Origin of the sequence: Streptomyces sp. DSM 41931 (assembly GCF_050271085.1) — a bacterium.
Classification (GTDB): domain Bacteria; phylum Actinomycetota; class Actinomycetes; order Streptomycetales; family Streptomycetaceae; genus Streptomyces; species Streptomyces albogriseolus.
Genome location: NZ_CP189902.1, coordinates 6581349 through 6605099, shown reverse-complemented (window position 1 = coordinate 6605099; position 23751 = coordinate 6581349). Strand labels below are relative to the sequence as shown.

General features: G+C 74.5%; 25 protein-coding genes. 14 read left to right on the top strand and 11 right to left on the bottom strand.

Annotated features, from left to right (window positions below; all coding sequences use genetic code 11):
• The first annotated feature begins 68 nt into the window (after positions 1-68).
• The 7 genes from ACP7TJ_RS30240 to ACP7TJ_RS30210 all read left to right on the top strand — a co-directional run bounded on the left by ACP7TJ_RS30240 (position 69) and on the right by ACP7TJ_RS30210 (position 7462).
• Positions 69-824 carry a (Fe-S)-binding protein gene (locus ACP7TJ_RS30240; RefSeq protein ID WP_427766777.1) on the top strand — a complete coding sequence of 252 codons (756 nt, stop codon included), beginning with the start codon at positions 69-71 and terminating at the stop codon, positions 822-824.
• Positions 821-2299, top strand: coding sequence for a lactate utilization protein B (locus ACP7TJ_RS30235; protein ID WP_427766775.1), 1479 nt, complete (start codon positions 821-823; stop codon positions 2297-2299). The genes ACP7TJ_RS30240 and ACP7TJ_RS30235 overlap by 4 nt, the downstream gene beginning before the upstream one ends.
• Entirely contained in the window at positions 2296-2928 is a 633-nt protein-coding gene (locus ACP7TJ_RS30230) for a LutC/YkgG family protein (RefSeq protein ID WP_427766772.1), read from the top strand. Before ACP7TJ_RS30235 ends, ACP7TJ_RS30230 begins: the two co-directional genes overlap by 4 nt.
• Before the next feature lie 117 nt (positions 2929-3045).
• Complete coding sequence (locus ACP7TJ_RS30225) at positions 3046-3837, top strand: ABC transporter ATP-binding protein (protein WP_427766769.1); 792 nt, start codon at positions 3046-3048, stop codon at positions 3835-3837.
• A gap of 3 nt (positions 3838-3840) precedes the next feature.
• Positions 3841-5151 carry an FtsX-like permease family protein gene (locus tag ACP7TJ_RS30220; protein ID WP_193457258.1) on the top strand — a complete coding sequence of 437 codons (1311 nt, stop codon included), beginning with the start codon at positions 3841-3843 and terminating at the stop codon, positions 5149-5151.
• An 89-nt stretch (positions 5152-5240) separates the two neighbouring features.
• On the top strand, positions 5241-6098 hold the full coding sequence (locus ACP7TJ_RS30215; protein ID WP_167743895.1) for an AAA family ATPase: 858 nt from the start codon (positions 5241-5243) through the stop codon (positions 6096-6098).
• On the top strand, positions 6095-7462 hold the full coding sequence (locus tag ACP7TJ_RS30210; RefSeq protein ID WP_189911247.1) for a vWA domain-containing protein: 1368 nt from the start codon (positions 6095-6097) through the stop codon (positions 7460-7462). Before ACP7TJ_RS30215 ends, ACP7TJ_RS30210 begins: the two co-directional genes overlap by 4 nt.
• A gap of 52 nt (positions 7463-7514) precedes the next feature.
• Here ACP7TJ_RS30210 and ACP7TJ_RS30205 read toward each other — a convergent pair whose 3' ends face one another.
• The gene (locus tag ACP7TJ_RS30205; protein WP_246532116.1) at positions 7515-8651 is read right to left on the bottom strand and encodes a ricin-type beta-trefoil lectin domain protein; all 1137 of its coding nucleotides are present in this window, start codon (positions 8649-8651) and stop codon (positions 7515-7517) included.
• 306 nt (positions 8652-8957) lie between these two features.
• On the opposite strand from ACP7TJ_RS30205, the gene ACP7TJ_RS30200 reads away from it, so the two are divergent.
• Positions 8958-9362, top strand: coding sequence for a VOC family protein (locus ACP7TJ_RS30200; RefSeq protein ID WP_093769169.1), 405 nt, complete (start codon positions 8958-8960; stop codon positions 9360-9362).
• A gap of 7 nt (positions 9363-9369) precedes the next feature.
• Here the strand turns inward: ACP7TJ_RS30200 and ACP7TJ_RS30195 are convergent, their stop codons facing one another.
• Together ACP7TJ_RS30195 and ACP7TJ_RS30190 are read right to left on the bottom strand one after the other, a co-directional pair.
• On the bottom strand, positions 9370-9729 hold the full coding sequence (locus ACP7TJ_RS30195; protein WP_093769170.1) for a cupin domain-containing protein: 360 nt from the start codon (positions 9727-9729) through the stop codon (positions 9370-9372).
• A gap of 118 nt (positions 9730-9847) precedes the next feature.
• A complete protein-coding gene (locus ACP7TJ_RS30190) occupies positions 9848-10825 on the bottom strand; it encodes a threonine ammonia-lyase (protein WP_370166396.1) in 978 nt (325 codons plus the stop codon).
• A 135-nt stretch (positions 10826-10960) separates the two neighbouring features.
• On the opposite strand from ACP7TJ_RS30190, the gene ACP7TJ_RS30185 reads away from it, so the two are divergent.
• Together ACP7TJ_RS30185 and ACP7TJ_RS30180 are read left to right on the top strand one after the other, a co-directional pair.
• The gene (locus ACP7TJ_RS30185) at positions 10961-11308 is read left to right on the top strand and encodes a tetratricopeptide repeat protein (RefSeq protein ID WP_167743898.1); all 348 of its coding nucleotides are present in this window, start codon (positions 10961-10963) and stop codon (positions 11306-11308) included.
• Positions 11309-11457: 149 nt separating this feature from the next.
• Entirely contained in the window at positions 11458-12102 is a 645-nt protein-coding gene (locus ACP7TJ_RS30180; protein WP_370166393.1) for a peptide deformylase, read from the top strand.
• A 37-nt stretch (positions 12103-12139) separates the two neighbouring features.
• Here ACP7TJ_RS30180 and ACP7TJ_RS30175 read toward each other — a convergent pair whose 3' ends face one another.
• Positions 12140-13585 carry a dihydrolipoyl dehydrogenase family protein gene (locus ACP7TJ_RS30175; protein WP_367547805.1) on the bottom strand — a complete coding sequence of 482 codons (1446 nt, stop codon included), beginning with the start codon at positions 13583-13585 and terminating at the stop codon, positions 12140-12142.
• Between the two features lie 117 nt (positions 13586-13702).
• Here ACP7TJ_RS30175 and trxA point away from each other — a divergent pair, with 117 nt between their 5' ends.
• Complete coding sequence (trxA, locus tag ACP7TJ_RS30170) at positions 13703-14092, top strand: thioredoxin (RefSeq protein ID WP_093769175.1); 390 nt, start codon at positions 13703-13705, stop codon at positions 14090-14092.
• A gap of 51 nt (positions 14093-14143) precedes the next feature.
• On the opposite strand, the gene ACP7TJ_RS30165 is transcribed toward trxA, so the two are convergent.
• Both ACP7TJ_RS30165 and ACP7TJ_RS30160 read right to left on the bottom strand, forming a co-directional pair.
• Complete coding sequence (locus ACP7TJ_RS30165; RefSeq protein WP_093769225.1) at positions 14144-15181, bottom strand: LacI family DNA-binding transcriptional regulator; 1038 nt, start codon at positions 15179-15181, stop codon at positions 14144-14146.
• A 92-nt stretch (positions 15182-15273) separates the two neighbouring features.
• Positions 15274-15930 (bottom strand): TetR/AcrR family transcriptional regulator, encoded by a 657-nt coding sequence (locus ACP7TJ_RS30160; RefSeq protein WP_167743902.1) that lies wholly within the window; start codon positions 15928-15930, stop codon positions 15274-15276.
• Between the two features lie 122 nt (positions 15931-16052).
• Between ACP7TJ_RS30160 and ACP7TJ_RS30155 the strand changes: the two genes are divergently transcribed.
• Positions 16053-16619, top strand: coding sequence for an NAD(P)H-dependent oxidoreductase (locus ACP7TJ_RS30155; protein ID WP_093769177.1), 567 nt, complete (start codon positions 16053-16055; stop codon positions 16617-16619).
• 97 nt (positions 16620-16716) lie between these two features.
• Here the strand turns inward: ACP7TJ_RS30155 and ACP7TJ_RS30150 are convergent, their stop codons facing one another.
• The 4 genes from ACP7TJ_RS30150 to ACP7TJ_RS30135 are packed head-to-tail and all read right to left on the bottom strand — an operon-like array spanning position 16717 to position 21533.
• On the bottom strand, positions 16717-17856 hold the full coding sequence (locus tag ACP7TJ_RS30150) for an XdhC family protein (protein WP_427766757.1): 1140 nt from the start codon (positions 17854-17856) through the stop codon (positions 16717-16719).
• Positions 17849-19981: a xanthine dehydrogenase family protein molybdopterin-binding subunit gene (locus ACP7TJ_RS30145; RefSeq protein WP_427766754.1), complete on the bottom strand. Its 2133-nt coding sequence runs from the start codon at positions 19979-19981 to the stop codon at positions 17849-17851. Before ACP7TJ_RS30145 ends, ACP7TJ_RS30150 begins: the two co-directional genes overlap by 8 nt.
• Positions 19978-20970 carry an FAD binding domain-containing protein gene (locus ACP7TJ_RS30140; protein ID WP_376724391.1) on the bottom strand — a complete coding sequence of 331 codons (993 nt, stop codon included), beginning with the start codon at positions 20968-20970 and terminating at the stop codon, positions 19978-19980. Before ACP7TJ_RS30140 ends, ACP7TJ_RS30145 begins: the two co-directional genes overlap by 4 nt.
• Entirely contained in the window at positions 20967-21533 is a 567-nt protein-coding gene (locus tag ACP7TJ_RS30135; RefSeq protein ID WP_193457267.1) for a 2Fe-2S iron-sulfur cluster-binding protein, read from the bottom strand. Before ACP7TJ_RS30135 ends, ACP7TJ_RS30140 begins: the two co-directional genes overlap by 4 nt.
• Before the next feature lie 259 nt (positions 21534-21792).
• On the opposite strand from ACP7TJ_RS30135, the gene ACP7TJ_RS30130 reads away from it, so the two are divergent.
• Positions 21793-22404 carry a TetR/AcrR family transcriptional regulator gene (locus tag ACP7TJ_RS30130; protein WP_427766751.1) on the top strand — a complete coding sequence of 204 codons (612 nt, stop codon included), beginning with the start codon at positions 21793-21795 and terminating at the stop codon, positions 22402-22404.
• Between the two features lie 14 nt (positions 22405-22418).
• On the opposite strand, the gene ACP7TJ_RS30125 is transcribed toward ACP7TJ_RS30130, so the two are convergent.
• Positions 22419-23324: a LysR family transcriptional regulator gene (locus tag ACP7TJ_RS30125; RefSeq protein WP_427766748.1), complete on the bottom strand. Its 906-nt coding sequence runs from the start codon at positions 23322-23324 to the stop codon at positions 22419-22421.
• A 134-nt stretch (positions 23325-23458) separates the two neighbouring features.
• Between ACP7TJ_RS30125 and ACP7TJ_RS30120 the strand changes: the two genes are divergently transcribed.
• The gene (locus tag ACP7TJ_RS30120; protein ID WP_425948568.1) at positions 23459-23674 is read left to right on the top strand and encodes a hypothetical protein; all 216 of its coding nucleotides are present in this window, start codon (positions 23459-23461) and stop codon (positions 23672-23674) included.
• Positions 23675-23751 lie beyond the last annotated feature (77 nt).

The window sequence follows — 23751 nt, the reverse complement described above, 5'->3', positions numbered from 1 at the left end:
TCTCCCCCGGCGCCCGGACCCGCACTACCCTGCCCATCACCCGATGATCGACCGGACGAGGAGCCGCGATGCGTGTCGCCCTGTTCCTGACCTGCGTCAACGACACGCTCTATCCCGGCACCGGCCGTGCGGTGGTGAAGCTGCTCACCCGGCTGGGCGTCGACGTCGACTTCCCCGAGGCGCAGACCTGCTGCGGCCAGGCCCACTACAACACCGGGTACCGGCACGAGGCGGAGCCCCTGGCCCGTCACTTCGCCGACGTCTTCCGCGGCTACGACGCGACCGTGACGCCGTCCGGGTCGTGCGGGGCGATGGTGCGGGAGCTGTACCCGCGCATGGGTGAGCGGGCCCGGTCGGAGGGGCGCGGGGACGGTCTCGCCACGGTGCTGGCGCCGGTGGTGCCGAAGACGTACGAACTCACCGAGTTCCTGGTGGACGTGCTGGAGGTGACGGACGTCGGGGCGTACTACCCGCACCGGGTGACGTACCACCCCACCTGCCACGGGCTGCGCTCGCTCGGGCTCGGCGAGCGGCCGTCGCGGCTGCTGCGCGCGGTGAAGGGGCTGGAGCTGGTGGAGCTGCCGGGCGCGGACGAGTGCTGCGGGTTCGGCGGCACGTTCGCGTTGAAGAACGCCGACGTGTCGGCGGCGATGGGCGCGGACAAGGTGCGCAACGCCGAGTCGACGGGCGCGGAGGTGCTGTGCGCGGCGGACAACTCGTGCCTGATGCACATCGGCGGCACGATGACCCGGCTGCGGACCGGCATGCGGCCGGTGCACATCGCGGAGATCCTGGCGAGCACGGAGGAGGACCCGGCCGTATGAGCGGAACGTTCGTCGGTATGCCCGCTTTCCCGGCGGCGGCCCGGGAGGCCGTGCGCGACACCACCCTGCGCGGCAATCTGCGCCACGCCACGCACACCATCCGCGCCAAGCGGGCGCGGGCGGTGGCGGAGCTGGACGACTGGGAGCGGCTGCGGCAGGCGGGGAAACGGATCAAGGACCGCACGCTGCGTCATCTCGACCGCTATCTGGTGCAGTTGGAGGAGTCGGTGACGGCGGCGGGCGGTGTCGTCCACTGGGCCGCCGACGCCGACGAGGCGAACCGGATCGTCGCCGGGCTGGTGAAGGCGACCGGCGAGACGGAGGTCGTCAAGGTCAAGTCGATGGCCACCCAGGAGATCGCCCTCAACGAGGCACTGGAGGCGCGGGGCATCCACGCCTACGAGACCGATCTCGCCGAGCTGATCGTGCAGTTGGGCAAGGACCGTCCGTCGCACATCCTGGTCCCGGCGATCCACCGCAACCGCGGGGAGATCCGCGACATCTTCACCCGGGAGATGGGCGAGTGGGGCCGCCCCGCTCCCGAAGGGCTCACGGACACGCCCGCCGACCTCGCGGAGGCGGCACGGCTGCACCTGCGGGAGAAGTTTCTGCGCGCCAAGGTCGGCATCTCCGGCGCCAACTTCATGGTCGCGGAGACCGGCACGCTCGTCGTGGTGGAGTCCGAGGGCAACGGGCGGATGTGCCTGACCCTGCCGGAGACGCTGATCTCGGTGGTGGGCATCGAGAAGATCGTGCCGACCTGGCAGGACCTGGAGGTGTTCCTGCAGACCCTCCCCCGCTCCTCGACCGCCGAGCGGATGAACCCGTACACGTCGATGTGGACGGGCACCACGGACGGGGACGGACCCCGGGCCTTCCATCTGGTGCTGCTGGACAACGGGCGCACCGACACCCTCGCCGACGAGGTGGGCCGGCAGGCGTTGCGGTGCATCCGCTGCTCGGCCTGTCTGAACGTCTGCCCGGTGTACGAGCGGGCCGGCGGCCACGCGTACGGCTCGGTGTACCCCGGCCCGATCGGCGCCATCCTCAGCCCCCAGCTCCGGGGCACGGGGAGCGACATCGACGCGTCGCTGCCGTACGCGTCGTCGCTGTGCGGGGCCTGCTACGAGGTGTGCCCCGTCGCCATCGACATCCCCGAGGTGCTGGTGCATCTGCGGGAGCGGGTGGTGGAGGGCGGCGAGGCCGTCCGCGAGGGCAACAAGGTGCGGCTGCGTCCGGCGAAGGGACACGCCGCCGAGCGGGCGGCGATGCGCGCGGCCCGCTGGGCGCTCACCCGCCCCGGCGCGCTGCGCACCGGGCAGCGGCTCGCCGCGCGCACGCGCCGGCTGCATCCGCGCACCCTGCCGGGGCCGGGCCGGGCGTGGAGCGGGACCCGGGACCTGCCGCCGGTGCCGGCGGAGCCGTTCCGGGACTGGTGGCAGCGGACGCGCGGCGGGAAGGGCGGTGCCGAGTGAGCAGCAGGGAGCGGATCCTGGGCCGGGTGCGGCGGGCCCTGGCGGACGTGCCGCCGGGCGAGGACGCGCCGGTCGAGCGGGACTATCTGCGCGAGCACGGGGAGCGGACCGTCGAGGAGACGGTGGACCTGCTGGCGGAGAACCTGGCGGACTACCGGGCGGTCGTGCACCGGACCGACGCGGGCTCGCTGCCGGGCGTCGTCGCGGAACTCCTGGCGGCGCGGGGTGCGGCGACCGTGCTCGTGCCGCCCGGCCTCGACACGGGCTGGCTCGCGGCGGCCGAGGTGACCCGGGTGCCGGACGAGGCGGGAAGCACCCCGCGGGAACTGGACCGGGTCGACAGCGTCCTCACCGCCTGCGCCGTGGCGATCGCCGAGACCGGCACGATCGTCCTCGACGGCTCCCCCGACCAGGGCCGCCGCCGGATCAGCCTGGTCCCCGACCACCACATCTGCGTGGTGCGCGTCCCGGACCAGGTGGTCGCGTCCGTCCCGCAGGCCCTCGAACGGCTGGACCCCGCCCGCCCGCTGACATGGATCTCCGGGCCCTCCGCGACCAGCGACATCGAGCTGGACCGGGTCGAGGGCGTGCACGGGCCGCGCACTCTGGAGGTCGTCCTGGTCCGGTGAACCGCCCCCCGGGGGTGTCGCTGTGTACACCCCCGGGACGGGCACTGCGCCCCGTGTGGGGCGCTCCGCTCCTCCGTAGCGTCGTGACCAGGGCACAGGGCGTGCCGGACGGAGGAGATGACGATGGTGCGCAGCAGGGCGCGGCACGACCCGCACACGGAGCCGGCCGCCGAGGCGCTGCGGCTGGTCAAGGTCACCAAGTCGTACGGCACGGCGGACAGCGCCGTGACCGCGCTCGACGGAGTGACGCTGGGTCTGGCGCGAGGCACGTTCACGGCGGTGATGGGGCCGTCCGGCTCGGGCAAGTCGACGCTGCTGCAGTGCGCGGCGGGTCTGGAGCGGCCGGACGCGGGGATCGTGCGGGTCGACGGGACGGAGCTGACGGGCGCCGGGGAGACGGAGCTGACGAGGTTCCGGCGCGGGCGGGTCGGGTTCGTGTTCCAGCAGTACAACCTGCTGGAGACGCTGACGGTGGCGCAGAACACCGTGCTGCCGCTGAAGCTGGCCGGCCGTCGGGTGGACCGGCGGCGGGTGACGGAGATCCTCACGGCGGTCGGGCTGGGCGACCGGCTCGGGCACCGGCCGGACCAGCTGTCCGGCGGTCAGCGGCAGAAGGCGGCGATCGCGCGGGCGCTGGTCGCCGAGCCGCGGGTGATCTTCGCGGACGAGCCGACGGGGGCGCTGGACACGCGCAGCGCGCGGGACGTGCTGGCGCTGCTGCGGGAGGCGGTGCGGACGCACGGGCGGACCGTGGTGATGGTGACGCACGACCCGGTCGCCGCCTCCTGGGCGGACAGCGTGCTGTTCCTCGCGGACGGCAGGCTGGCCGGGCGGATGGACGCGCCGGCCGCGGACGCGGTGGCCGAGCGGCTGGCGCACCTGGGCGACGACGCGCCGGTGGGGGTGTGAGCGATGCTCGTACTGGCTCTGCGGTCGGTCCGGCAGCGGCCCGGACGGTTCCTCGCGACACTGCTGTCCGCCTTCCTGGGCGCGGCGATCGTCATGGCGTTCCACTCGATGCACGACACCGCCGGCGCGCCGGGCGTCGATCCGGTCAGCTCGGAGACGCTGCGCACGGCGGCCGGGGTGGTCGGCGGGTACGGCACGCTGCTGGTGTTCTTCGCCGTCGCCTCCGCGCTGACGGTGAACGTGCGGCAGCGGGCGGCCGAGCTGGAGCTGCTGCGCTGCTCGGGGGCGACACCCGGGCAGATCAGGCGGCTGGTGGTGGGCGAGGCCGTCGCGGTGGCCCTGGTGGGTACGGCTGCGGCGGTGCTGCCGGCGGTGCTGGGCGGGCGGCTGCTGGTGGAGCTGTTCCAGGACACGGGGCAGGTCGCCGGGTCCGTGGACCACTCCTTCGGGGCGGTGGCGCTGTCGTCCGGCGTCGGCGTCACGCTGGTCGCCTCGGCGGGCGCGGCGCTGCTCGCGGTGCGGCGGGTCACGCGGGGGCGGCGGCGCACCGTGCGGCGGCGGCCGTGGCTCGCCTGGGCGGCGCTGGCGGCCGGCGCGGTGGCGGCGTCCTCCACGTTCGCCTTCTCCGCGACGGACGAGATGCTGATGGCGTTCCCGGCGCAGGGCGCGATCCTGCTGTCGGTGGGGTTCGCGCTGATGGCGCCGCGGCTGCTGACGGGCGTGCTCGGCCGGCTGTCGCCCGGCGGGGCGAGCGGCTGGCTCGCGGTGCGGAACCTGCGGCGGCGGGCCGGTGAGCTGTCCGGGATCCTCATGGCGCTGATCCTCTTCACGGCGGTGTCCACGGCCACGCTCACCATGCAGGCCGTGGAGAGCGACGCGGTCGCGGCCTCGGGGCTGGTGAAGTCCGTCGACGCCAAGAACCTGGAGACCCTCAACTACACGGTGGTCGGCATCGTCGTGGTGTTCGTCTGCGTGATGCTGGTCAACTCCCTGTACGCGGCGACCACCTACCGGGGCCGGGAGTTCGGGCAGCAGCGCCTCGCCGGGGCGACGCCCGGGCAGGTGCTGGGCGTGGTGGGCGTCGAGGGGCTGGTCCTCACGGTCGTCGGGCTGCTGTTCGGGACCCTGGCGGCGCTCGCCGGGGTCGTGCCGTTCACCGTGGTCCGCGGCGACGCGGTGCTGCCGGGGCAGCTGGCGGGCGTGTGGGCGGCCGTCGCCGTGGTCGGCGCGGCGGCGACCGTCGGCACGAGCCTGTTCACGGCGCGGCGCGTGCTGCGCACCCCGGCGGTGCGGGCGGTGGGCGCGACCGCGTGACAGACGGGTGAGCAAGCGCTTGGATAGGGGTCCGGGCATTCACGGGGTGCCCGGACACCGTCGTTCCCGCGCCCAGCCGGAGGCCGCAGTTGTTCACTTCCGTCGACGACGTCTCGGCACGCCTCGCCGAGACCGGCTATCTGGCGTCGCCCGCGGTCGCCACCACCGTCTTCCTCGCCGCCCGGCTCGGCAAGCCGCTGCTGGTGGAGGGCCCGGCGGGGGTGGGCAAGACCGAGCTGGCCAAGGCCGTCGCCCGCGCCTGCGACGCCCGGCTGGTGCGTCTTCAGTGCTACGAGGGCGTGGACGAGTCGCGCGCGCTGTACGAGTGGAACCACGCCAAGCAGCTGCTGCGGATCAGTGCCGGGAGGGGCGAGACGTGGGACGAGGCGCGCACGGACATCTTCGGAGAGGAGTTCCTGCTGCCCCGTCCGCTGCTCACCGCGATCCGCGGCGACGACCCCAAGGTGCTGCTGATCGACGAGACCGACAAGGCGGACGTCGAGATCGAAGGGCTGCTGCTCGAGGTGCTCGGCGACTTCCAGGTGACGGTGCCCGAGCTGGGGACTGTGACCGCGACCCGCCGGCCGTTCACCGTGCTCACCTCCAACGCCACCCGGGAGCTGTCCGAGGCGCTGCGCCGCCGCTGCCTGTTCCTGCACATCGGTTTCCCGGACGCGGAGCTGGAGCGGCGGATCGTCCGGCTGAAGGTGCCGGACATCGACGCGGCGCTGGCCGAGTCCGTGGTGCGGGTGGTGGGTGCGCTGCGTGCGATGGACCTGCGCAAGGCGCCGTCGGTCGCCGAGACCGTCGACTGGGCGCGCACCCTGCTGGCGCTCGGCGCGAGCACGCTGGACGAGACGGTCGTACGGGACAGCCTGGGTGTGGTCCTCAAGCACCAGGACGACATCCAGAAGGCGGCGGCCAAGCTCGACCTGGACGCGCTGTGACCGCCGCCGCGGACACGGACCTGGTGACCCGGCTGACCGGCCTGGTCGACGCGCTGCGCGCGCACGGCCTGCGGATCGGCACCGGGGAGACCGTGGACGCGGCGCGCGCCGTGGAGGCGCTGGGTCTCGCCGACCGGGAACTGCTCCGGGAGGGCCTGGCGGCGACCCTGCTGCACGGCGCCGGCGGGCGCCCGGTGTTCGACGCGGTCTTCGACCTGTACTTCCCGCGAGGCGTGGGTGTCCCGGAGGCCGGCGGCGACGCGGACCGCGAGGCGCTGCGCGCCCGGCTCGCCGAGGCGCTGGCCGCGAACGACACCGCGGCGCTGGCCCGGCTGGCGGTGGAGGCGGTCGACGGCTTCGGCGGGTACGGGAGTGCGCCCGGCTCGGACGGCTGGTCGTCGTACCAGACGCTGGACCGGCTGCGCCCGCAGACGCTGCTGGCGCGGGTGCGGGACGAGGTGCGCGGGCGGGACGGGTCGGGGGGCTTCGCCGACCGGCTGCTGGAGGACGAGATCCGGCGCCGTGTCGAGGAGTTCCGGCGGCTGGTCACCGCGGAGGCGCGGCGCCGGGCCGCGGAGCGCCGGGGCCGCGACGAGATCGCCCGCCGCGCGCTCGCGCCGACCGCCGACCGGGTCGACTTCCTGCTGGCCGGCAAGGACCGGCTGGCGGAGATGCGCCGCACGGTCCGGCCGCTCGCCCGGAAGCTGGCGACCCGGCTCGCGGCACGCCGCCGCAGGGCCGCGCGCGGCACCGTCGACCTGCGCAGGACGCTGCGCGGCTCGCTGTCGACCGGCGGGGTGCCGGTGAAGCCCGTCCTGCGGCGGCGCCGGCCCGCCCGGCCCGAACTGGTGCTGCTGTGCGACATGTCGGGCTCGGTGGCCGGGTTCTCCGACTTCACGATGCTGCTGGTGCAGGCGCTGCACGACCAGTTCTCCAAGGTGCGGGTGTTCGCCTTCGTCAACCGCGTCGACGAGGTGACCGGCCTGCTGGTGCACGGCGCGGCCGACCCGGAGGGCCTGAACGCGCGCATCCGCGCGGAGGCCCGGCTCACCGCCTGGCACGACAGCAGCGACTACGGCGCCGCGCTGGGCGAGTTCACCGACCGTTACGCCGACGCCGCCGGCCCGCGCACCACGGTCTTCGTCCTCGGCGACGCCCGCACCAACAGGGCGGACCCCAACCTCCCCGCCCTCCGCGACCTCACCCGCCGCGCCCGCCGCGTCCACTGGCTCAACCCCGAGCCCCGTGCCCTCTGGGGCACGGGCGACTCCGCCGCCCCGGCGTACGCGGAGCTGGTGGACATGCGGGAGTGCAGGAACGTACGGCAACTGGACGCGCTGGTGGGGCGGTTGCTGCCGGTGTGAGGGGGGCTGTCGGCAACGGTGCCGGCCGGCCCTCCGGCTGAGGGCAGTGCGGTCAGGCCGCCGTCGGCGTCCACCGCTGCGCGGCCGTCCCGTTGCAGTCCCAGATCTGGAGCTGCGTGCCGTCCGCGGTGGAGCCGTTCGGGTCGTCCAGGCAGCGGCCCGACCGGGGGTTGACCAGGGACGAGCCGGGGCCGGGGATCCAGCGTTGGGCGCCGGTGCCGTTGCAGTGCCAGAGCTGGACCTTGGTGCCGTTGGCGGTTCCGCCGCCGCTGACGTCGAGGCAGCGGCCCAGGGCGCGCAGGGTGCCGCCCTCGCCCGGGACGTGGGTCCAGCGCTGGGCCGCCGTGCCGTTGCAGGTGTGGAGCTGGACGGGCGTGCCGTCGGCGGTGGCGGCGTTGCGGACGTCGACGCACGCGCCGGGGATGCCGGAGCGGAAGGCGGCCGTCTGCGTCACTCCGCCGGAGGTCAGGGCCGCATGCACGAGGTCGGCCGCCGCCCGCATACCCGCCTCGTTGGGGTGGTAGGTGGACCGGCCCTGTGCCGGGCGGTACGACTCCACCCACGGGTGCGCCGAGCACGCGTCGTGACCGCGGCTCGCGCCCGCCAGGTCGACCAGGGTGGCGCCCGTCGCGGCGGCCGCCTCGGCGGTGGCGGCGGCCAGGCGCGCGGCGATGCTCCGTTCGTAGTCCGCCTGCTCGTCGGTCAGGGGTGCGACGGCGCATGTGCCGGAGCCCGGCAGCAGGGTGAAGTAGGTGACCAGGTGGACGCGGGCCTCGGGCGCCACGGCGTGGACCGCGCGCACGATGTCCGCGATACGGCCGGGGAGTTCGGGAAACGTCCGCTCGATGGCGTCGCGGTCCACGGCCGGGCAGGCTGTGCTGCCGCTCGCCTGGCAGGAGTAGGCGTTGATGCTGCCCAGGTAGTTGACGTCGTTGCCGCCGATCGTGACCGTGACGAGGCGCGTGTCCGGGGTCACGGCCTGGATCTGCGGCGGGCGGGTGCCCTGCGTGTCCCTCAGCACGTGCCCGGTCGTCGCGCCGCTGCACGACACGTCCGTCAGGTCCGCGCCGATCTCGCGGGCCACCAGGCTGGGGTAGTTGCCGGCCGACCGGGAACACGCGGAGGCGCCGTCGCTCGACTGGAGGGGCGGGATGCCGGGACCCGCGGCGAACGAACTGCCCAGTGCCACGTAGTCCGTTCCCGCGTCGGCGGCCACGGAAGGCGGCCGGACGGAAGGCGGCTGCGCGGATGACGGCACGGCCGGGGCGGCGACGACCGCGGCCCATGCCGCCGCCAGGGCGCACACGGCTCGCGCCCACGTCCGGACCGGTGAGCGGTGGGTGGCGCGCGAACCCGGCATCGGCATCCTCCGCGAGAGCCCGTGAGAGTCACAACGAGTCGCACAACGAGTCACACAACGTTGTAAACGGACCCTAGCGGCGTCCGAGGTCCGCGCCAAGACCGTCCGCACGCCGTATCGGGAGAGGATCGCGCCATGACCGATTCCTCAGCACAGATCAACGCCCTCATCGTCGACGCGACGGACCCCGAGCGGCTCGCCGCGTTCTGGTCGGACGTACTCGGCAGGCCGGTCGTGGGACGCACCGGCCCCTATGTGTGGCTGCGCCGGGAGAACGGCCTGGTGTTGGGCTTCCAGCGCGCCGACACGCCCAAGTCCGGCAAGAACCGCATGCACGTCGACATCGCCTCCCCCGACCCGGCCGCCGAGCAGCGCCGGATCGAAGGGCTCGGCGGGCGGCGGCTGGAGGGGTACGACGACGGCGGGTTCCTGGTGATGGCGGACCCCGAGGGGAACGAGTTCTGCGTCATCCCCGCGGGGCCCTTCGCACTCGACGACGAGGGACGCGCGCACTACCTCGACCAGCCGGCGGACGTGTGAGGGGTGCCTAGTCCGCCTTCGCGTAGTCCGTGGCCATGGCGCCCGCGAAGTCGTGAACCACGACCTGCTCGTCGCCGACGACCCACGCGTCGTGGCCCGGCGGGCACACGAAGACGTCGCCGGGTCCTACCTCGCTCTCGGCGCCGTCGTCCATGCGGATGTGCATACGGCCCTGAAGCACGTAGCCGTTGTGGTGGATGCCGCACGACTCCGTGCCGGCGATCGGTCCGACCGACTCGGACCAGCGCCATCCCGGCTCGAACGTGGCGACCGCGAAGTCCAGCCCCGTCAGGTGGACGGCTTCGATGTGGCCCCTCGGGAAGTCGCGTCGCTCGTCGGGCTTGTCCAGCGTCTTCACCTCGAGCATGATCCTGCTCCCTTCCGGTGACCGGCCCGGTACGGCGAGGGCCGGCCGGGCCCCGCCCCCTCATCGTCCGCCTGTCCACCCGGGAGCGCCATACGGGTGAGGGGCGCCGTCGCCCGGCTCAGTCACCGGGGGCGCAGAGGCGGGCGAAGCGTTCCGCGTCGACGTTGCCGCCGGAGAGGATCAGGCCCACGCGGTGCGGGAGCGGGCCGGCGCGGCCGGTGAGCAGCGCGGCCAGCGGGGTGGCCCCGCTCGGTTCGAGGACGATCTTCAGCCGGGTGAAGGCGAACCGCATCGCCTCCTTGATCGCCTCGTCGTCGACCAGCACGACCTCGTCCAGCAGGCGGCGGTTCACGGCGAAGGTCAGCTCGCCGGGGGTGGACACGGCCTGGCCGTCGGCGATGGTGCGAGGCACGGGCACGGTGACGCGCCGGCCCGCCTCCAGGGAGCGCCGTGTGTCGTCCCCGGCCTCCGGCTCGACGCCGATCACCCGGGTCGCCGGGTGCAGGCCCTTCACGGCGGTGGCGCTCCCCGCGATCAGTCCCCCGCCGCCGACCGGCGCGATCAGCGCACCCAACTCGCCGGTCTCCTCGACCAGTTCCAGCGCCGCCGTGCCCTGTCCCGCGATGACGTGGGGGTGGTCGTAGGGAGGTACGAGGGTGAGGCCCCGCTCGTCGGCGAGGGCCTCGGCGATGGCCGCGCGGTCGCCGGTGTACCGGTCGTAGGCGACGACCGTCGCGCCGTACCCCTCGGTGGCCGCGCGCTTGGACGGCGGGGCGTCCTCCGGCATGACGACGACGGCGGTGGTGCCCAGTTCCCGGGCGGCGAGCGCGACGGCCTGGGCGTGGTTGCCGGAGGAGTAGGCGACCACGCCCCGCGACAGCCGGCCGGGGGTGAGCCGGGACACGGTGTTGTAGGCGCCGCGGAACTTGAAGGCGCCCACCCGCTGGACGTTCTCGCACTTGAGGTGCACCTCGGCGCCGACGAGCGCGTCCAGGGTGCGGGAGCGCAGCACGGGCGTGCGGTGGGCGACGCCGCGCAGGCGTGCGGCGGCGGAGCGCACGTCGTCCAGGGTGATCGGCGGGGTGGTGGTCGTCACGCGGTCCCTCCGGAGCGAGTCGGTGCGGCCAGCCTACGCGTCCCGCACCCGGCCGCGCGGCTGGTCACAGGGGTGCGGAGGGAGGGGGAATACCGGGACGGCCGGCCCGGTTGACGGGCGCGAAGGAGGTGCCGGGTGAACACGACGTACTACGACCACGGAACGCACGCCGAGCGCTGGGAGCGCGCGGGGATGTTCTTCGACGCCAAGGACTACGCCGCCGCCGCGCGGGTCCTGGGCAGCCTGGTCGAGGAGGTGCCCGAGCAGACCGGGCCGCGTCTGCTGCTCGCCCGCGCCTACTACCACTCGGCCCAGCTGCGCCGCGCGGAGGCCGAGTTGCGGATCATCGTGGACCGCGACCCGGTGGAGCACTACGCCCGTCTGATGCTCGGCCGCACCCTGCAGCGGCAGGGGCGGGACGCCGAGGCGCAGCCGCATCTGCGGCTCGCGGCCGCGCTGGGCGGCGACTTCGACGAGATGTGAGCCCTCATGAGGCCGGTGCCCGGTTCCCCTCGGGGAGCCGGGCACCGTGCGTGTCGGCGGGGCATCGGACCGTACGACGGGCCGTCGGGTTCCCGGGAGGGGTGTGTGAGCTGCGGCTCACATGCTGACGGTCGTGCGATTCTGGCGTGATGAACACTCCGAGCGATCGCGTGCCGTTGGCCGAGCGGGTCGAGCAACTTCTCGCCGACGAGGGGCCGTTGCCCATCGTCGCCGCCGGGCATCCGGTGTTGCGTCGCGCCACCGAGCCGTACGACGGGCAGCTGGGCGACGCGCTGCTGGCGCGGTTCGTGCGGGCGCTGCGGGTCACCATGCGCACGGCGCCCGGTGTGGGGCTGGCCGCGCCGCAGGTGGGCGTGGGGCTGCGGATCGCGGTGATCGAGGACCCGGCGCCGGTGCCGGAGGAGGTACGGGTCGCGCGGGGGCGGGAGCCGCAGCCGTTCCGGGTGCTGGTGAACCCGGCGTACGAGGCGGTCGGCACGGAGCGGGCCGCGTTCTTCGAGGGGTGTCTGAGCGTGCCCGGCTACCAGGCGGTGGTGGCGCGGCACGCGTCGGTGCGGCTGACCGGGCAGGACGAACACGGGCGGGCGCTGGACGAGGAGTTCACCGGCTGGCCCGCCCGGATCGTGCAGCACGAGACCGACCACCTGGACGGGACGCTGTACCTGGACCGGGCCGAGCCGCGGTCGCTGTCCTGCAACGCGGCGGCGGCGCGGTACTGGGGGCAGCCGACGGCCGAGGAGGCGGCGCGGGCGCTGGGCTTCGACCTGCCGTAGCCGCGCCCGCCCGGCCGGGATCCGGTGGGAGCGCCGGTCAGGCGTCGCGGTACGCCTCCAGCAGCCGCAGCCACACCTCGCTGATCGTGGGGTACGACGGGACGGCGTGCCACAGCCGGCCGACCGGGACGCGGCCGGCCACCGCGACGGTCGCCGCGTGGATCAGCTCGCCGACGCCCGGACCGACGAGGGTGACGCCGCGCACGATCTCGTCCTCGAGGTCGACGACCATGCGGGCCCGGCCCCGGTAGCCGTCGCTGTACAGGCTCGCGCCCGCCACCGACGACAGGTCGACGTCCACGGCCCGCACCCGGTGGCCGGCCTGCTCGGCCTCGGCGAGGGTGAGGCCGGCGGAGGCCGCCTCCGGGTCGGTGAAGACGACCTGCGGGACGGCCGCGTGGTCCGCGGTGGCGGCGTGCGCGCCCCACTTCTCGGTCCGCACCGGCTCGCCCGCCGCCCGGGTGACGATGGCGGCGCCCGCGATGCGCGCCTGGTACTTGCCCTGGTGGGTGAGCAGGGCCCGGTGGTTGACGTCGCCGACGGCGTACAGCCAGTCGTGGCCGGTCACCCGGAGGCTGTCGTCCACGTCCAGCCAGGACCCCGGCTCGAGGCCGATCGTCTCCAGGCCGAGGTCGTCGGTGCGGGGGGCGCGGCCGGTGGCGAAGAGGATCTCGTCGGCCTCGATCCGGTCGCCGGTGTCGGTGAGGACGACGACGGCGCCGTTCTCCCTGGTCACGGCCTTCACGGAGGTGCCGGTGCGGACGTCGGCGCCGGCCTCGGTGAGGGCCTCGGCGACCAGCTCGCCCGCGAAGGGCTCCATACGGCCGAGCAGGCCGTCGCCGCGCACCAGGACGGTGACGCGCGAGCCGAGCGCCTGCCAGGCGCAGGCCATCTCGGTGGCGACGACCCCGCCGCCCACCACGACCAGCCGGCCGGGCGCGGAGCGGGCGCTGGTGGCCTCACGGCTGGTCCAGGGGCGGACCTCGTCGAGTCCTGGCAGGTCGGGGAGCTGGGCGCGGCTGCCGGTGCACACGGCGACGGCGTGCCGGGCGGTGAGGACGCTCTCCCGGCCGTCGGGGCCGGTGACGGTGACGGTGCGCGGGCCGCTGAGGCGTCCCCGCCCGCGGTAGAGGTCGGCGCCGGTGCCCTCCAGCCACCGGACCTGGCCGTCGTCCTTCCAGCCGGAGGTGAAGGAGTCGCGGCGGGCGAGCACGGCGGCGGTGTCCAGGGGACCCTGGACGGACGCGCTCAGCCCTGGCAGGCGGCGGGCGTCGGCCCGGGCGAGGACCGGGCGCAGCAGGGCCTTGCTGGGCATGCAGGCCCAGTAGGAGCACTCGCCGCCGACCAGTTCGCTCTCCACCACAGCGGTGGAGAGCCCGGCCGCGCGGGTGCGGTCCGCCACGTTCTCCCCGACCGGTCCGGCGCCGATCACCACGACGTCGTAGGCGGTCGCTTCCGTGTGCCTCGATGGTGTGTCCGTCATGGCGTCAGTCTGATGGGTGGTGTGCCGGGTGGCCACATGGGTAGGGGCGCGGAATACGTGACCGGTCGGCCGTGTTGTGCCGACTCCGGAGCCGACAGCAGGAAGAGGGACCAGACCATGAGCGCCACCGTCGAACTCACCAAGGAGAACTTCGACCAGACGGTCACCGACAACGAGTTCGTGCTGATCGACTTCTGGGCGGAGTGGTGCGGCCCCTGCAAGCAGTTCGGACCGGTGTACGAGAAGGCGGCCGAGGCCAACCCGGACCTGGTGTTCGGCAAGGTGGACACGGAGGCGCAGCCGGAGCTGGCCGCCGCCTTCGGCATCCAGTCGATTCCGACGCTGATGATCGTCCGCGACCAGGTCGCGGTGTTCGCCCAGCCGGGCGCGCTGCCGGAGGCCGCGCTGACGGACGTCATCGGCCAGGCCCGCAAGCTGGACATGGACCAGGTGCGTCAGCAGATCGCCGAGCAGCAGGCGCAGCAGCAGGGCGGTCAGGGCGCCTGAGACGCCCTGACTCGTACGCGGCGCACGGGTACGCCCAGCCGCGGGCAGTCGTCAGGTGGAGTCCCGGCGGATCACCCTCGCGCCCAGCACCTTGTGCGCCTCCGGCGCCGCCGACGGGTCGCGGACCGCTCGGTCGACCAGGTCGGCCAGTTCCTGGCCGGACGGCAGTTCGAGATGGACCGTGCTGAGCCGGGGGCGCAGGAGCCTGCCCAGCATCAGGTCGTCCGCGCCGACCACGGCCGTCTCCTCGGGGATGCGGACCCCCTCGTCCTGCAACGCCCGCATCAGCAGCATCGCGTACTCGTCGTTGTACGTGAACACCGCGTCGAGGCCGAGATCCCGCCAGCGCGCGGCGAGCCGGGCCGCGGCCTCCTCGTCATGGGCGAGCGGCAGCTCGGTCACCGTCGCGTCCGTGCCGCGCACCGCGGCCCGCACCCCCGCCAGGCGCGGCGCGGAGAACGTGTCGAGCCCCGGCTCCCCCGGCACGACCACGCCGATCCGGCGGCGCCCCCGGTCGAACAGGTGGGCGCCCGCGCTGTACCCGACGACATCGTGGTCCATGAGCAGCGCGTGCGCGCCCTCCACGGTCTCGGGGCCGAGGGTGACGACGGCCCGCGCCCCGGAGCGCTTGAGCACCTCGACGCCGCGCGGGCCGAGCCCGGAGCCGGGAACCAGCACCGCCACCGGGCGCAGCTCCGCCCAGGCGCGCGCGGCCTCGTCGTCGTGGACGCCGACGGTGCCGTGCTGGACGACCGTGTAGTCGAGCAGGCTCAGCGCCGCCTGCAGCTCGTTGATGAACCTGCTGTACAGCGGGCCCACGGGGAACGCGGGCGCGGGCATCAGGACCATACGGCTGTGCCCGGCGCGCAGGCTGCGGGCGGCCGCGTGCGGGACGTACCCCAGTTCGCGCGCGGCCTCGCGGACGCGGCGGCGGGTGGGTTCGCTGATCCGGACGGCACGGGCGTTGTTCAGCACGTAGGAGACGGTCGCACGCGAGACGCCGGCCAGGCGGGCCACATCGGCGCTCGTCGGCACGGAGCCCGTCGGTGCGGGGGGCGCGGGGGCGGGCGGGTTCGGTATCTGCACCATGACGTACGGCATCTTCGCAGAAGACGTAACGCGCCCTTCAATCGGGGGAGTTGAGAGCGCGCGCCGGGGTGCGGAGGGGGCGTCCGGGGAGGTCAGGCGGCGGTGCCGGTGATGCGGTCGACGAGGTCCGTCCAGGCGTCCTCGAGGCGCCGCGCGGGCATGCCGCACTGGTGCATCAGGTGGTGCACCAGGGCGGGGTCGAGCTGGGCCAGCAGCGTGTGGGCGAGCAGGTCGCAGTCGGCGTCCGGGACCGCCTGGCGCAGCAGCAGGGCGACGTGGTGGTGCCGCACCCGGTAGGGCGGGACGGTGAAGCGGCGGCCCGGGTCCGGCTGGGCCGCGAGCTGGAGCTCCAGGTCCTCCACGGTGCGGCGCAGGGCGGCGCGGCCGAAGGCGCGCAGCCGCTCGGCCGGGGGCGCGCCCGGGCCCAGCGGCGGGGCGCCGCTGAGGAAGGCGGCCTGGAGCTTCTTCTCGCTGTGGTCGAGGAGGGCCATCAGCAGGCCGGTGCGGTCGCCGAAGCGGCGGAAGACGGTGCCCTTGCCGACACCGGCCGCGGCGGCGACCTCCTCCATGGTGACGGCGTCGGCGCCGCGCGCCGCGACGAGTCCGGCGGCCGCCTCCAGCAGCCGGGCCCGGTTGCGGGCGGCGTCGGCGCGCAGGCAGGGCTCGTCGTCGTCGAGACCCAGCTGGAGCAGCTGCGGGGGCTCGACGGGCTCCTGCGGAGGCGGGGCGGACGGGGGCGCGGCGGACATGAAACCAGCCTAAGGCATCGGGAATGAAACTGGACCGCGGTCCGGTTGAAGTGCTACAACTGCAAAGCGGACCCCGGTCCGCATTATGTCGCAGGTCATAGTCCACCCCCTGGAGTTTCCTCATGTCTGTTCGCATCCTGGCTCTCGTCGGCAGCCTTCGCGCCGGTTCGCACAACCGTCAGCTGGCCGAGGCCGCGGTCAAGCTCGCTCCCGCGGGCGCCGATGTGGCGCTCTACGAGGGCCTCGCGGAGATCCCGTTCTACAACGAGGACATCGACGTCGAGGGTGGCGTCCCGGCCGCCGCGGCGAAGCTGCGCGAGGCCGCGGCCGGCGCGGACGCGCTGCTGCTCTTCACCCCCGAGTACAACGGCACCATCCCGGCCGTGCTGAAGAACGCCATCGACTGGCTGTCCAGGCCGTTCGGCGCCGGCGCCGTCTCCGGCAAGCCGGTCGTCGTGGTCGGCACCGCCTTCGGCCAGTACGGCGGCGTCTGGGCGCAGGACGAGGCCCGCAAGGCCGTGGGCATCGCCGGCGGCAAGGTCGTCGAGGACATCAAGCTCTCCATCCCCGGCTCGGTGACCCGCTTCGCCGAGACCCACCCGGCGGACGACACCGAGGTCGCCGAGCAGCTGGCGGAGGTCCTCGACCGCCTGCACGCCCTGGTCGACGGCGAGCAGGCCGCGGCCTGACGCACGCCCCCGAAGGGGCCGGAAGCTCCGGCTTCCGGCCCCTTCGCCGTCCGCGGTGACGCGGGCCCCCGTCGCCCTTCACACCGGCAACCGTCGCTCACGCCGCCGCCGGAGCCGTCCGCCCCTCCCGGTGGATCGGAGCGGACGTCGTCGTCAGCGGGGCGCCCGTGCCGCCGTGCCATGCCGCCACGATCTCCGCCGCTATGGACAGGGCCGTCTCCTCCGGGGTGCGGGCGCCGAGGTCCAGGCCGATCGGGGAGCGCAGGCGGGACAGTGCCCGCTCCCCCACCCCCGCCTCCCGCAGGCGGCGCAGGCGGTCCGTGTGGGTGCGGCGGGAGCCCATCGCGCCGACGTACGCGACCGGCAGTCCCAGTGCCACCTCCAGCAGCGGCACGTCGAACTTGGCGTCGTGCGTCAGCACGCACAGCACCGTGCGGGCGTCGGTGCGCGTGGTGCGCAGATAGCGGTGCGGCCAGTCGACGACCACCTCGTCCGCCTCCGGGAAGCGGGCCCGGGTCGCGAACACGGGCCGGGCGTCGCACACCGTGACGTGGTGGCCGAGGAACTTGCCGACCCGTACCAGCGCCGCCGCGAAGTCGATCGCCCCGAAGACGATCATCCGGGGCGGCGGCACGGAGGACTGCACGAACAGGGCCGGACGGCCGGCGCAGTACGCGTCCGCGCCCGGCCCCACCGTGACCGTCCCCGTGCGGCCCGCGTCCAGCAGACCGCGGGCCGCGGCGGCGGCGGCGCGGTCCAGTTCCGCCGCGCCGCCGAGGCCGCCCTCGTACGTGCCGTCGGGGCGGACGAGGAGCGCCCGGCCCAGCAGGTCGGCCGGGCCGTCCGTCACCCAGGCCAGCGCGCCCGGGCCACCACCGGACAGGTGCGTCAGGGCGGACTCCAGCACCGGCCGGACGGGGCTGCCCGCGCCGACCGGCGTGACCAGCACCTCGATCGTGCCGCCGCAGGTCAGGCCGACCGCGAAGGCGTCCTCGTCGCTGTAGCCGAACCGCTCGGTCCTGGCCCGTCCGTCCGCGAGGGCCTCCACGCACAGGTCGTACACCGCGCCCTCGACACAGCCGCCGGACACCGAGCCGATCACCGTGCCGTCGCGGTCGACGGCGAGGGCGGCGCCGGGGCCGCGCGGGGCGCTGCCGCCCACGGAGACGACCGTGGCCACCGCGAACTCCCGCTCCTCGGCCAGCCAGCGCCGCAGGTCGTCGGCGAGGTCAAGCATCCGGAACTCCCGCCCGCAGCACCCGGTCCGGGCGGATCGGCAGGCCGCGGTGGCGCACCCCCGTGGCGTGCCACACCGCGTTGGCGACGGCGGCCGCCGCGCCCACGATGCCGACCTCGCCGATGCCCTTGATGCCGACCGGGTCGTCGGGGTCGTGGTCGTCGACCCAGAGGGCGTCGACCTCCAGCGGCACGTCGGCGTGCGTGGCGACGTGGTAGCCGGCCAGGTCGGCGCCGTAGAGCGCGCCGGAGGCCGGGTCGCGCACCGCCTCCTCGTGCAGGGCCATGGAGATGCCCCAGGTCATGCCGCCGACGAGCTGGTTGCGGGCGGTCAGCGGGTTGACGATCCGGCCGGCGGCGAAGACGCCGAGCATCCGCCGCACCCGTACCTCGCCCGTGGTGACGTCGACGGCGACCTCGGCGAACTGGGCGCCCCAGGTGTGCCGCTCCCGGGCCGCGAGCGCGGCGATCGCCTGCGTGGTGTCGGACCGTACCGTGATCCCCTCCGGCGGTAACGCGACGCCCGGCACGAGGTGTTCGCGCAGTTCCTCGGCGGCCGCGGCGACCGCCCAGCCCCAGGAGCGCGTGCCCATGGAACCGGCGGCGATGCCCGACGGGCCGAAGTCGCTGTCCCCGATGCGCACATGGATCCGCTCCGACGGCACCCGCAGCGCGTCGGCCGCGATCAGGGTGAGCGCCGTACGCGCCCCGGTGCCGATGTCGGAGGCGGAGATCCGGACGGTGAAGGTCCCGTCGGCCTCCGCGGTCACCGCCGCCGTGGACGGCAGGGTGCCCGCGGGGAAGGACGCGGCGGCCGTGCCGGTGCCGACCAGCCACCGTCCGTCGCGGCGCACGCCGGGGCGCGGGTCGCGGGCGTCCCAGCCGAAGCGGCGGGCGCCCTCGCGGAAGCAGGCGGCGACGTTGCGCCCGGCGAACGGCAGCCCGCTGACCGGCCCGGTCTCCGGCTCGTTGCGCAGCCGCAGCTCGATCGGGTCGACGCCGCATTTCTCGGCCAGTTCGTCGAGGGCGCACTCCAGCGCGAACGACCCCGGGGCCTCGCCGGGCGCCCGCATCCATGTCGGGGACGGCACGTCCAGCCGTACCACGCGGTTCTCGGTGCGGTGGGCGGTGGCGTCGTACATCGTGCGGGCCACGCCCGCGCCCGGTTCGACGAACTCGTAGACCGTGGACGTCTGGTTGAGCGAGGTGTGCTCCAGGGCGCGCAGCCGTCCGTCGGGGCCGGCGCCCAGCCGGACGCGCTGCACGGTGGGGCTGCGGTAGCCGGTGACGGAGAACATCTGGCGCCGGGTCAGGGACACCCGCACCGGGCGGCCCAGTTCGGCGGCGGCCATCGCGGCGGCCACCTGCGGCGCGCGGACGCCCTTGCTGCCGAAGCCGCCGCCGACGTGCTCGGAGCGGACCCGCACCGCGGACGCGTCGAGGGAGAACATCCGGGCGAGTTCGTCGGCGACCCAGGTGATGCCCTGGTTCGAGTCGACGACGTCGAGCCGGCCGCCGTCCCACCACGCCGTCGCCACGTGCGGCTCCATCATGGCGTGGTGTTCCTCGGGCGTGGTGTACTCCGCGTCCACCACATGCGCGGAGGCGGCGAGTTCGGCCTCCAGGTCGCCCTTCTCCGTGGTGCCGGGCATGTGCCCGTCGGCGGCGTAGGCGTCGGGCCGGTCCGCGGACAGGGCGACGTCGTGCGGCTCCTCCTCGTAACGGACGACGAGGGCGTCGGCGGCCGCCCGCGCCTGCTCGGGCGTCTCGGCGACGACGAGGGCGACGGGCCAGCCGGCGTGCGGGACGCGGTCGTGCTGGAAGACGACGGCGGTCGGGTCCGGCGGGACGCCCAGCATGCCGACGTACTCGCTGTTCAGGCGAGGGGCGTTGCCGTGGTGGAGGACGGTGAGGACGCCCGGCATCGCGAGCACCGGGCCGGTGCCGACCGACCGGATCCTGCCGCGGGCCACCGTGGACAGCACGAGCACGCCGTGGGCGAGCCCGGCGAACGGGATGTCGCCGCCGTAACGGGCGGCGCCGGTGACCTTGTCGCGGCCCTCGACGCGGGTGTGCGCGGTGCCGATCAGGCCCGGTGCGGCGGGGCGTTGGGGTGCGACGGTCATCGGGAGGTCTCCTCGGCGAGTTCGGTCAGCACGGCCACGACGAGGTTGCGCAGGAGGGTCACCTTGTAGCCGTTGTGGGGCAGGGGGCGGGCCGCCGCGAGTTCGGCGTCGGCGGCGACGGCGAAGTACTCGGCGGTGGCGGGCGCGCCGACGAGGATCCGTTCGGCGAGACGGGCCCGCCAGGGCCGGGAGGCGACCGCGCCGAGGGCGAGGCGGGCGTCGCGGATGACGCCGTCGTCCACCTCCAGCGCGGCGGCGACCGAGCCGATCGCGAAGGCGTACGAGGCACGTTCGCGGACCTTGCGGTAGCGCGAGCGGGCGGCGACGCGTGCGGGCGGCAGGGTGACATGGGTGATGAGCGCGCCGGGCGGCAGGACGGTCTCGCGGTGCGGGGTGTCGCCGACCGGCAGGTAGAAGTCGGTCAGCGGGGCCTCGTAGGCGCCGTCGGCGGTACGCCAGGAGACGACGGCGTCGAAGGCGGTGAGGGCGACGCCCATGTCGGAGGGGTGCACGGCCACGCAGTGCTCGGAGGCGCCGAGGACGGCGTGATTGTGGTGCTCCCCCTCGATCGCCGGGCATCCGCTGCCGGGTTCGCGCTTGTTGCAGGGCCGGGTGATGTCGGTGAAGTAGCCGCAGCGGGTGCGCTGGAGCAGGTTGCCGCCGACGGTGGCCATGGTGCGGAGTTGCCCGGAGGCGCCGGCCAGCACGGCCTGGGCGAGCGCCGGGTAGCGCTCGCGGATCAGCGGGTGCGCGGCGAGGTCGCTGTTGGTGACGGTCGCGCCGATGCGCACGCCGCCGTCGTCGTCGGTCCCGATCCGGTCGAGCGGGAGGGAGCGGATGTCGACGAGCCGCGCGGGGGTCTCGACGCCGTTCTTCATCAGGTCGACGAGGTTGGTGCCGCCGCCGAGGTAGCGGGCGTCCGGGTCGGCGTCCAGCAGGGCGACCGCGCCGGTGACGTCGTCGGCGCGCCGGTAGTCGAACTCCCTCATGCGGTGGTCTCCTCGGTGAGCTTCTCGGCGGACGCCTCGGCGGCCGCGCGGGCGACCGCCCGCGCGATCTGGCCGTAGGCGCCGCAACGGCAGAGGTTGCCGCTCATACGTTCCTTGATCTCCTCGGTGGTCAGGGGCGGCGGGCCGGCCTCGGGCCGTACGTCCGCGGTGACGGCGCTGGGCCAGCCGGCGGCGTGCTCCTCGATGACGGCGACCGCCGAACAGATCTGGCCGGGGGTGCAGTAGCCGCACTGGAAGCCGTCGAGGTCGAGGAAGGCCTGCTGCACCGGGTGCAGCCGGTCCCCCTCGGCGATGCCCTCCACGGTGGTGATCGCGCGATCCTCGGAGGCGACGGCCAGCTGAAGGCAGGAGACGGTGCGGCGGCCGTCGACGAGGACGGTGCAGGCGCCGCACTGCCCGTGGTCGCAGCCCTTCTTGGTGCCGGTCAGGTCGAGGCGGTCACGCAGGGCGTCGAGCAGGGTGGTGCGGTGGTCGACGGTCAGCGTGTGTTTCTCGCCGTTGACGTTCAGGGTGACGGTGCTGGACGACGTGGGGGGCGTCATGGACGGCCTTCTTTCCGCGATTCGGGCAGGCGGACGTGGTCGTGGCGCTGTGCGGAGCGTGCGGACTGCGGGATGGTGTGACGTGCGCGGTCGGGCGGACGCGACGGTGGCCCGGGGCATGCGGAAGGGCCGTCCCGTGCCGCCCGGGTCCGCCGATACGATGGACCGGAAGCGGACAGCTGTCCGTTACTTCGAAACGTAGTGGACAGCTGTCCGCTTATCAAGGTCGGGTTTCGGTCACGACCCGGGAGGAGGACCGGTGGGCGATCACAAGGACGCGTCGCGGAGCGCGGAGACACCCCAGCGGGCGGACGCTCAGCGCAACCGCGAGCGCATCCTGGCCGTCGCGGTCACCGAGCTGACGCGGTCGGCGGACACCCCGCTGAGCGTGATCGCCAAGAAGGCGTGCGTCGGACAGGGCACGTTCTACCGGAACTTCCCCAGCCGCGAGGCACTGGTCATGGAGATCTACCGGCACGAGATGCAGCAGGTCGCCGACAGCGCGGACCAGCTGCTCGGCCGGCGGGAGCCCGACCGGGCGCTGCGGGAGTGGATGGACCGGCTGGCCCGGTTCAGCATGACCAAGGCGGGTCTCGCGGACGCGATCCGGCAGGCCACCAGCTCCCCGGACGGCCCGGCGAAGCCCGGACACGACACGCTGCTGCAGGCGGCGGACCGTCTGCTGCGGGCGTGCGAGGAGACGGGCGTCATCCGCCCCGGCGTGACCTCCGAGGACCTGATCCTCGCGATCGGCAGACTCTGGCAGCTCGACCCCTCGAGCGACTGGCAGCCGCGGGCCGCCCGCCTGCTGGACCTCGTCATGGACGGGCTGCGGGTGGGGGCGCCGGGACGGAAGGCGACGGACGCCTGACGGCCGGCGCCGGGTCAGGCGAGCGCTGCCGGCGCGAGCCGGCGCAGTTCGCCGAGGGCCGCCGCGACGGCCGGGCGGGCGTGGCCGCCGGTGCGGGTGGCGGTCAGAAGTCTGCGGTGCGGGTCGCCCGCGCAGCGGACGCGGGTGACCCGCAGGTGCGGGGTGACGTGGGCCAGACGGGGGATCAGGGCCACGCCGAGGCCGTGAGCCACGAGATGCGCCGTGGCGTTCCAGTCGCCGGCGTGGTGGACGACCTCCGGGGCGAAGCCGGCCGCGCCGCACGCGGCCATGACCTGGAGCCGGCACGGGCTCTCCGGCACCGGGGCGATCCACGGTTCGTGCGCCGCCTCGGCCAGGTCGACCCGGTCCCGCCCGGCCAGCGCGTGCGCGTCCGGCACCACCAGGTCGAACGGGTCGTCCAGCAAGGGCTGCTGGTCGAACCGCGTGTCGCTCATCGGCGGGTTGTGCGGGGTGGACTCCACCACGGCCAGATCGGCGGCGCCCTCGAAGAGCAGGTCGAAGATGGCCGGAACGGCTGCCTCCGTGATCCGGACCGACAGCCGCGGGTGCCGCTCACCGAGCCGGGCCGCCATCGGCGCGAGCAGCACCGAGACGGCCACGGGGAACCCGGTCACCCGCAGCACCCCGGCCGGGTCGCCGTGGTCGGCGCGCAGATCCAGCTCGGCCTGGTCCCAGCGGGCCTGGATGGCGTCGGCGTGCGCGAGCAGGCTCTCGGCGGCCGGGGTGAGACGCACCCCGCGGCCCTGGGGTTCCAGCAGGTCGACGCCGAGGTCGCGGGCGAGCTGGCGGATCTGCTGGGAGGCGGCGGAGGGCGTGAAGTGCAGCGCGCGGGCGGCCGCGGTGACCGTGCCGTAGTGGGCGACCGCTCGCAGGACATGGAGCCGGCGCAGGTCAATCATGAAGTCGAGACTTCACGGTGGCGTCCAAAAAGTCAACCTGGACGTGAACGTAATCGACGGCGCACCCTTGATGTGTCGCGACCGACGACAGGCACACGAGTCACGTGAAGCACGTGAGGATCCAAGGAGTCGCCATGACCAGCACGACCGGCGCCGCCTGCCCCTACTGCGGGTGGCCGGACCACGCGGAGCCGTTCCAGGTCGTCTCACGGCACGTCACCGCGGCGGGCAGCACGGTGTGGACGCGCTGCGGCTGCGGGTCGCTCCAGGTCCGCGCGGTGGACGCGTGGGGCACGCGCATCGTGTCGCGCAGCCGTCCGGCCGGCGTGCCGGCCGCGGGCGGACGCTGACGGGCAGGCGTTGACAGGCGGTTCGCCCTGGTCGTACTAATCGCGTAGTGATCGCGTACCGGCCGAGGAAGGCCGGT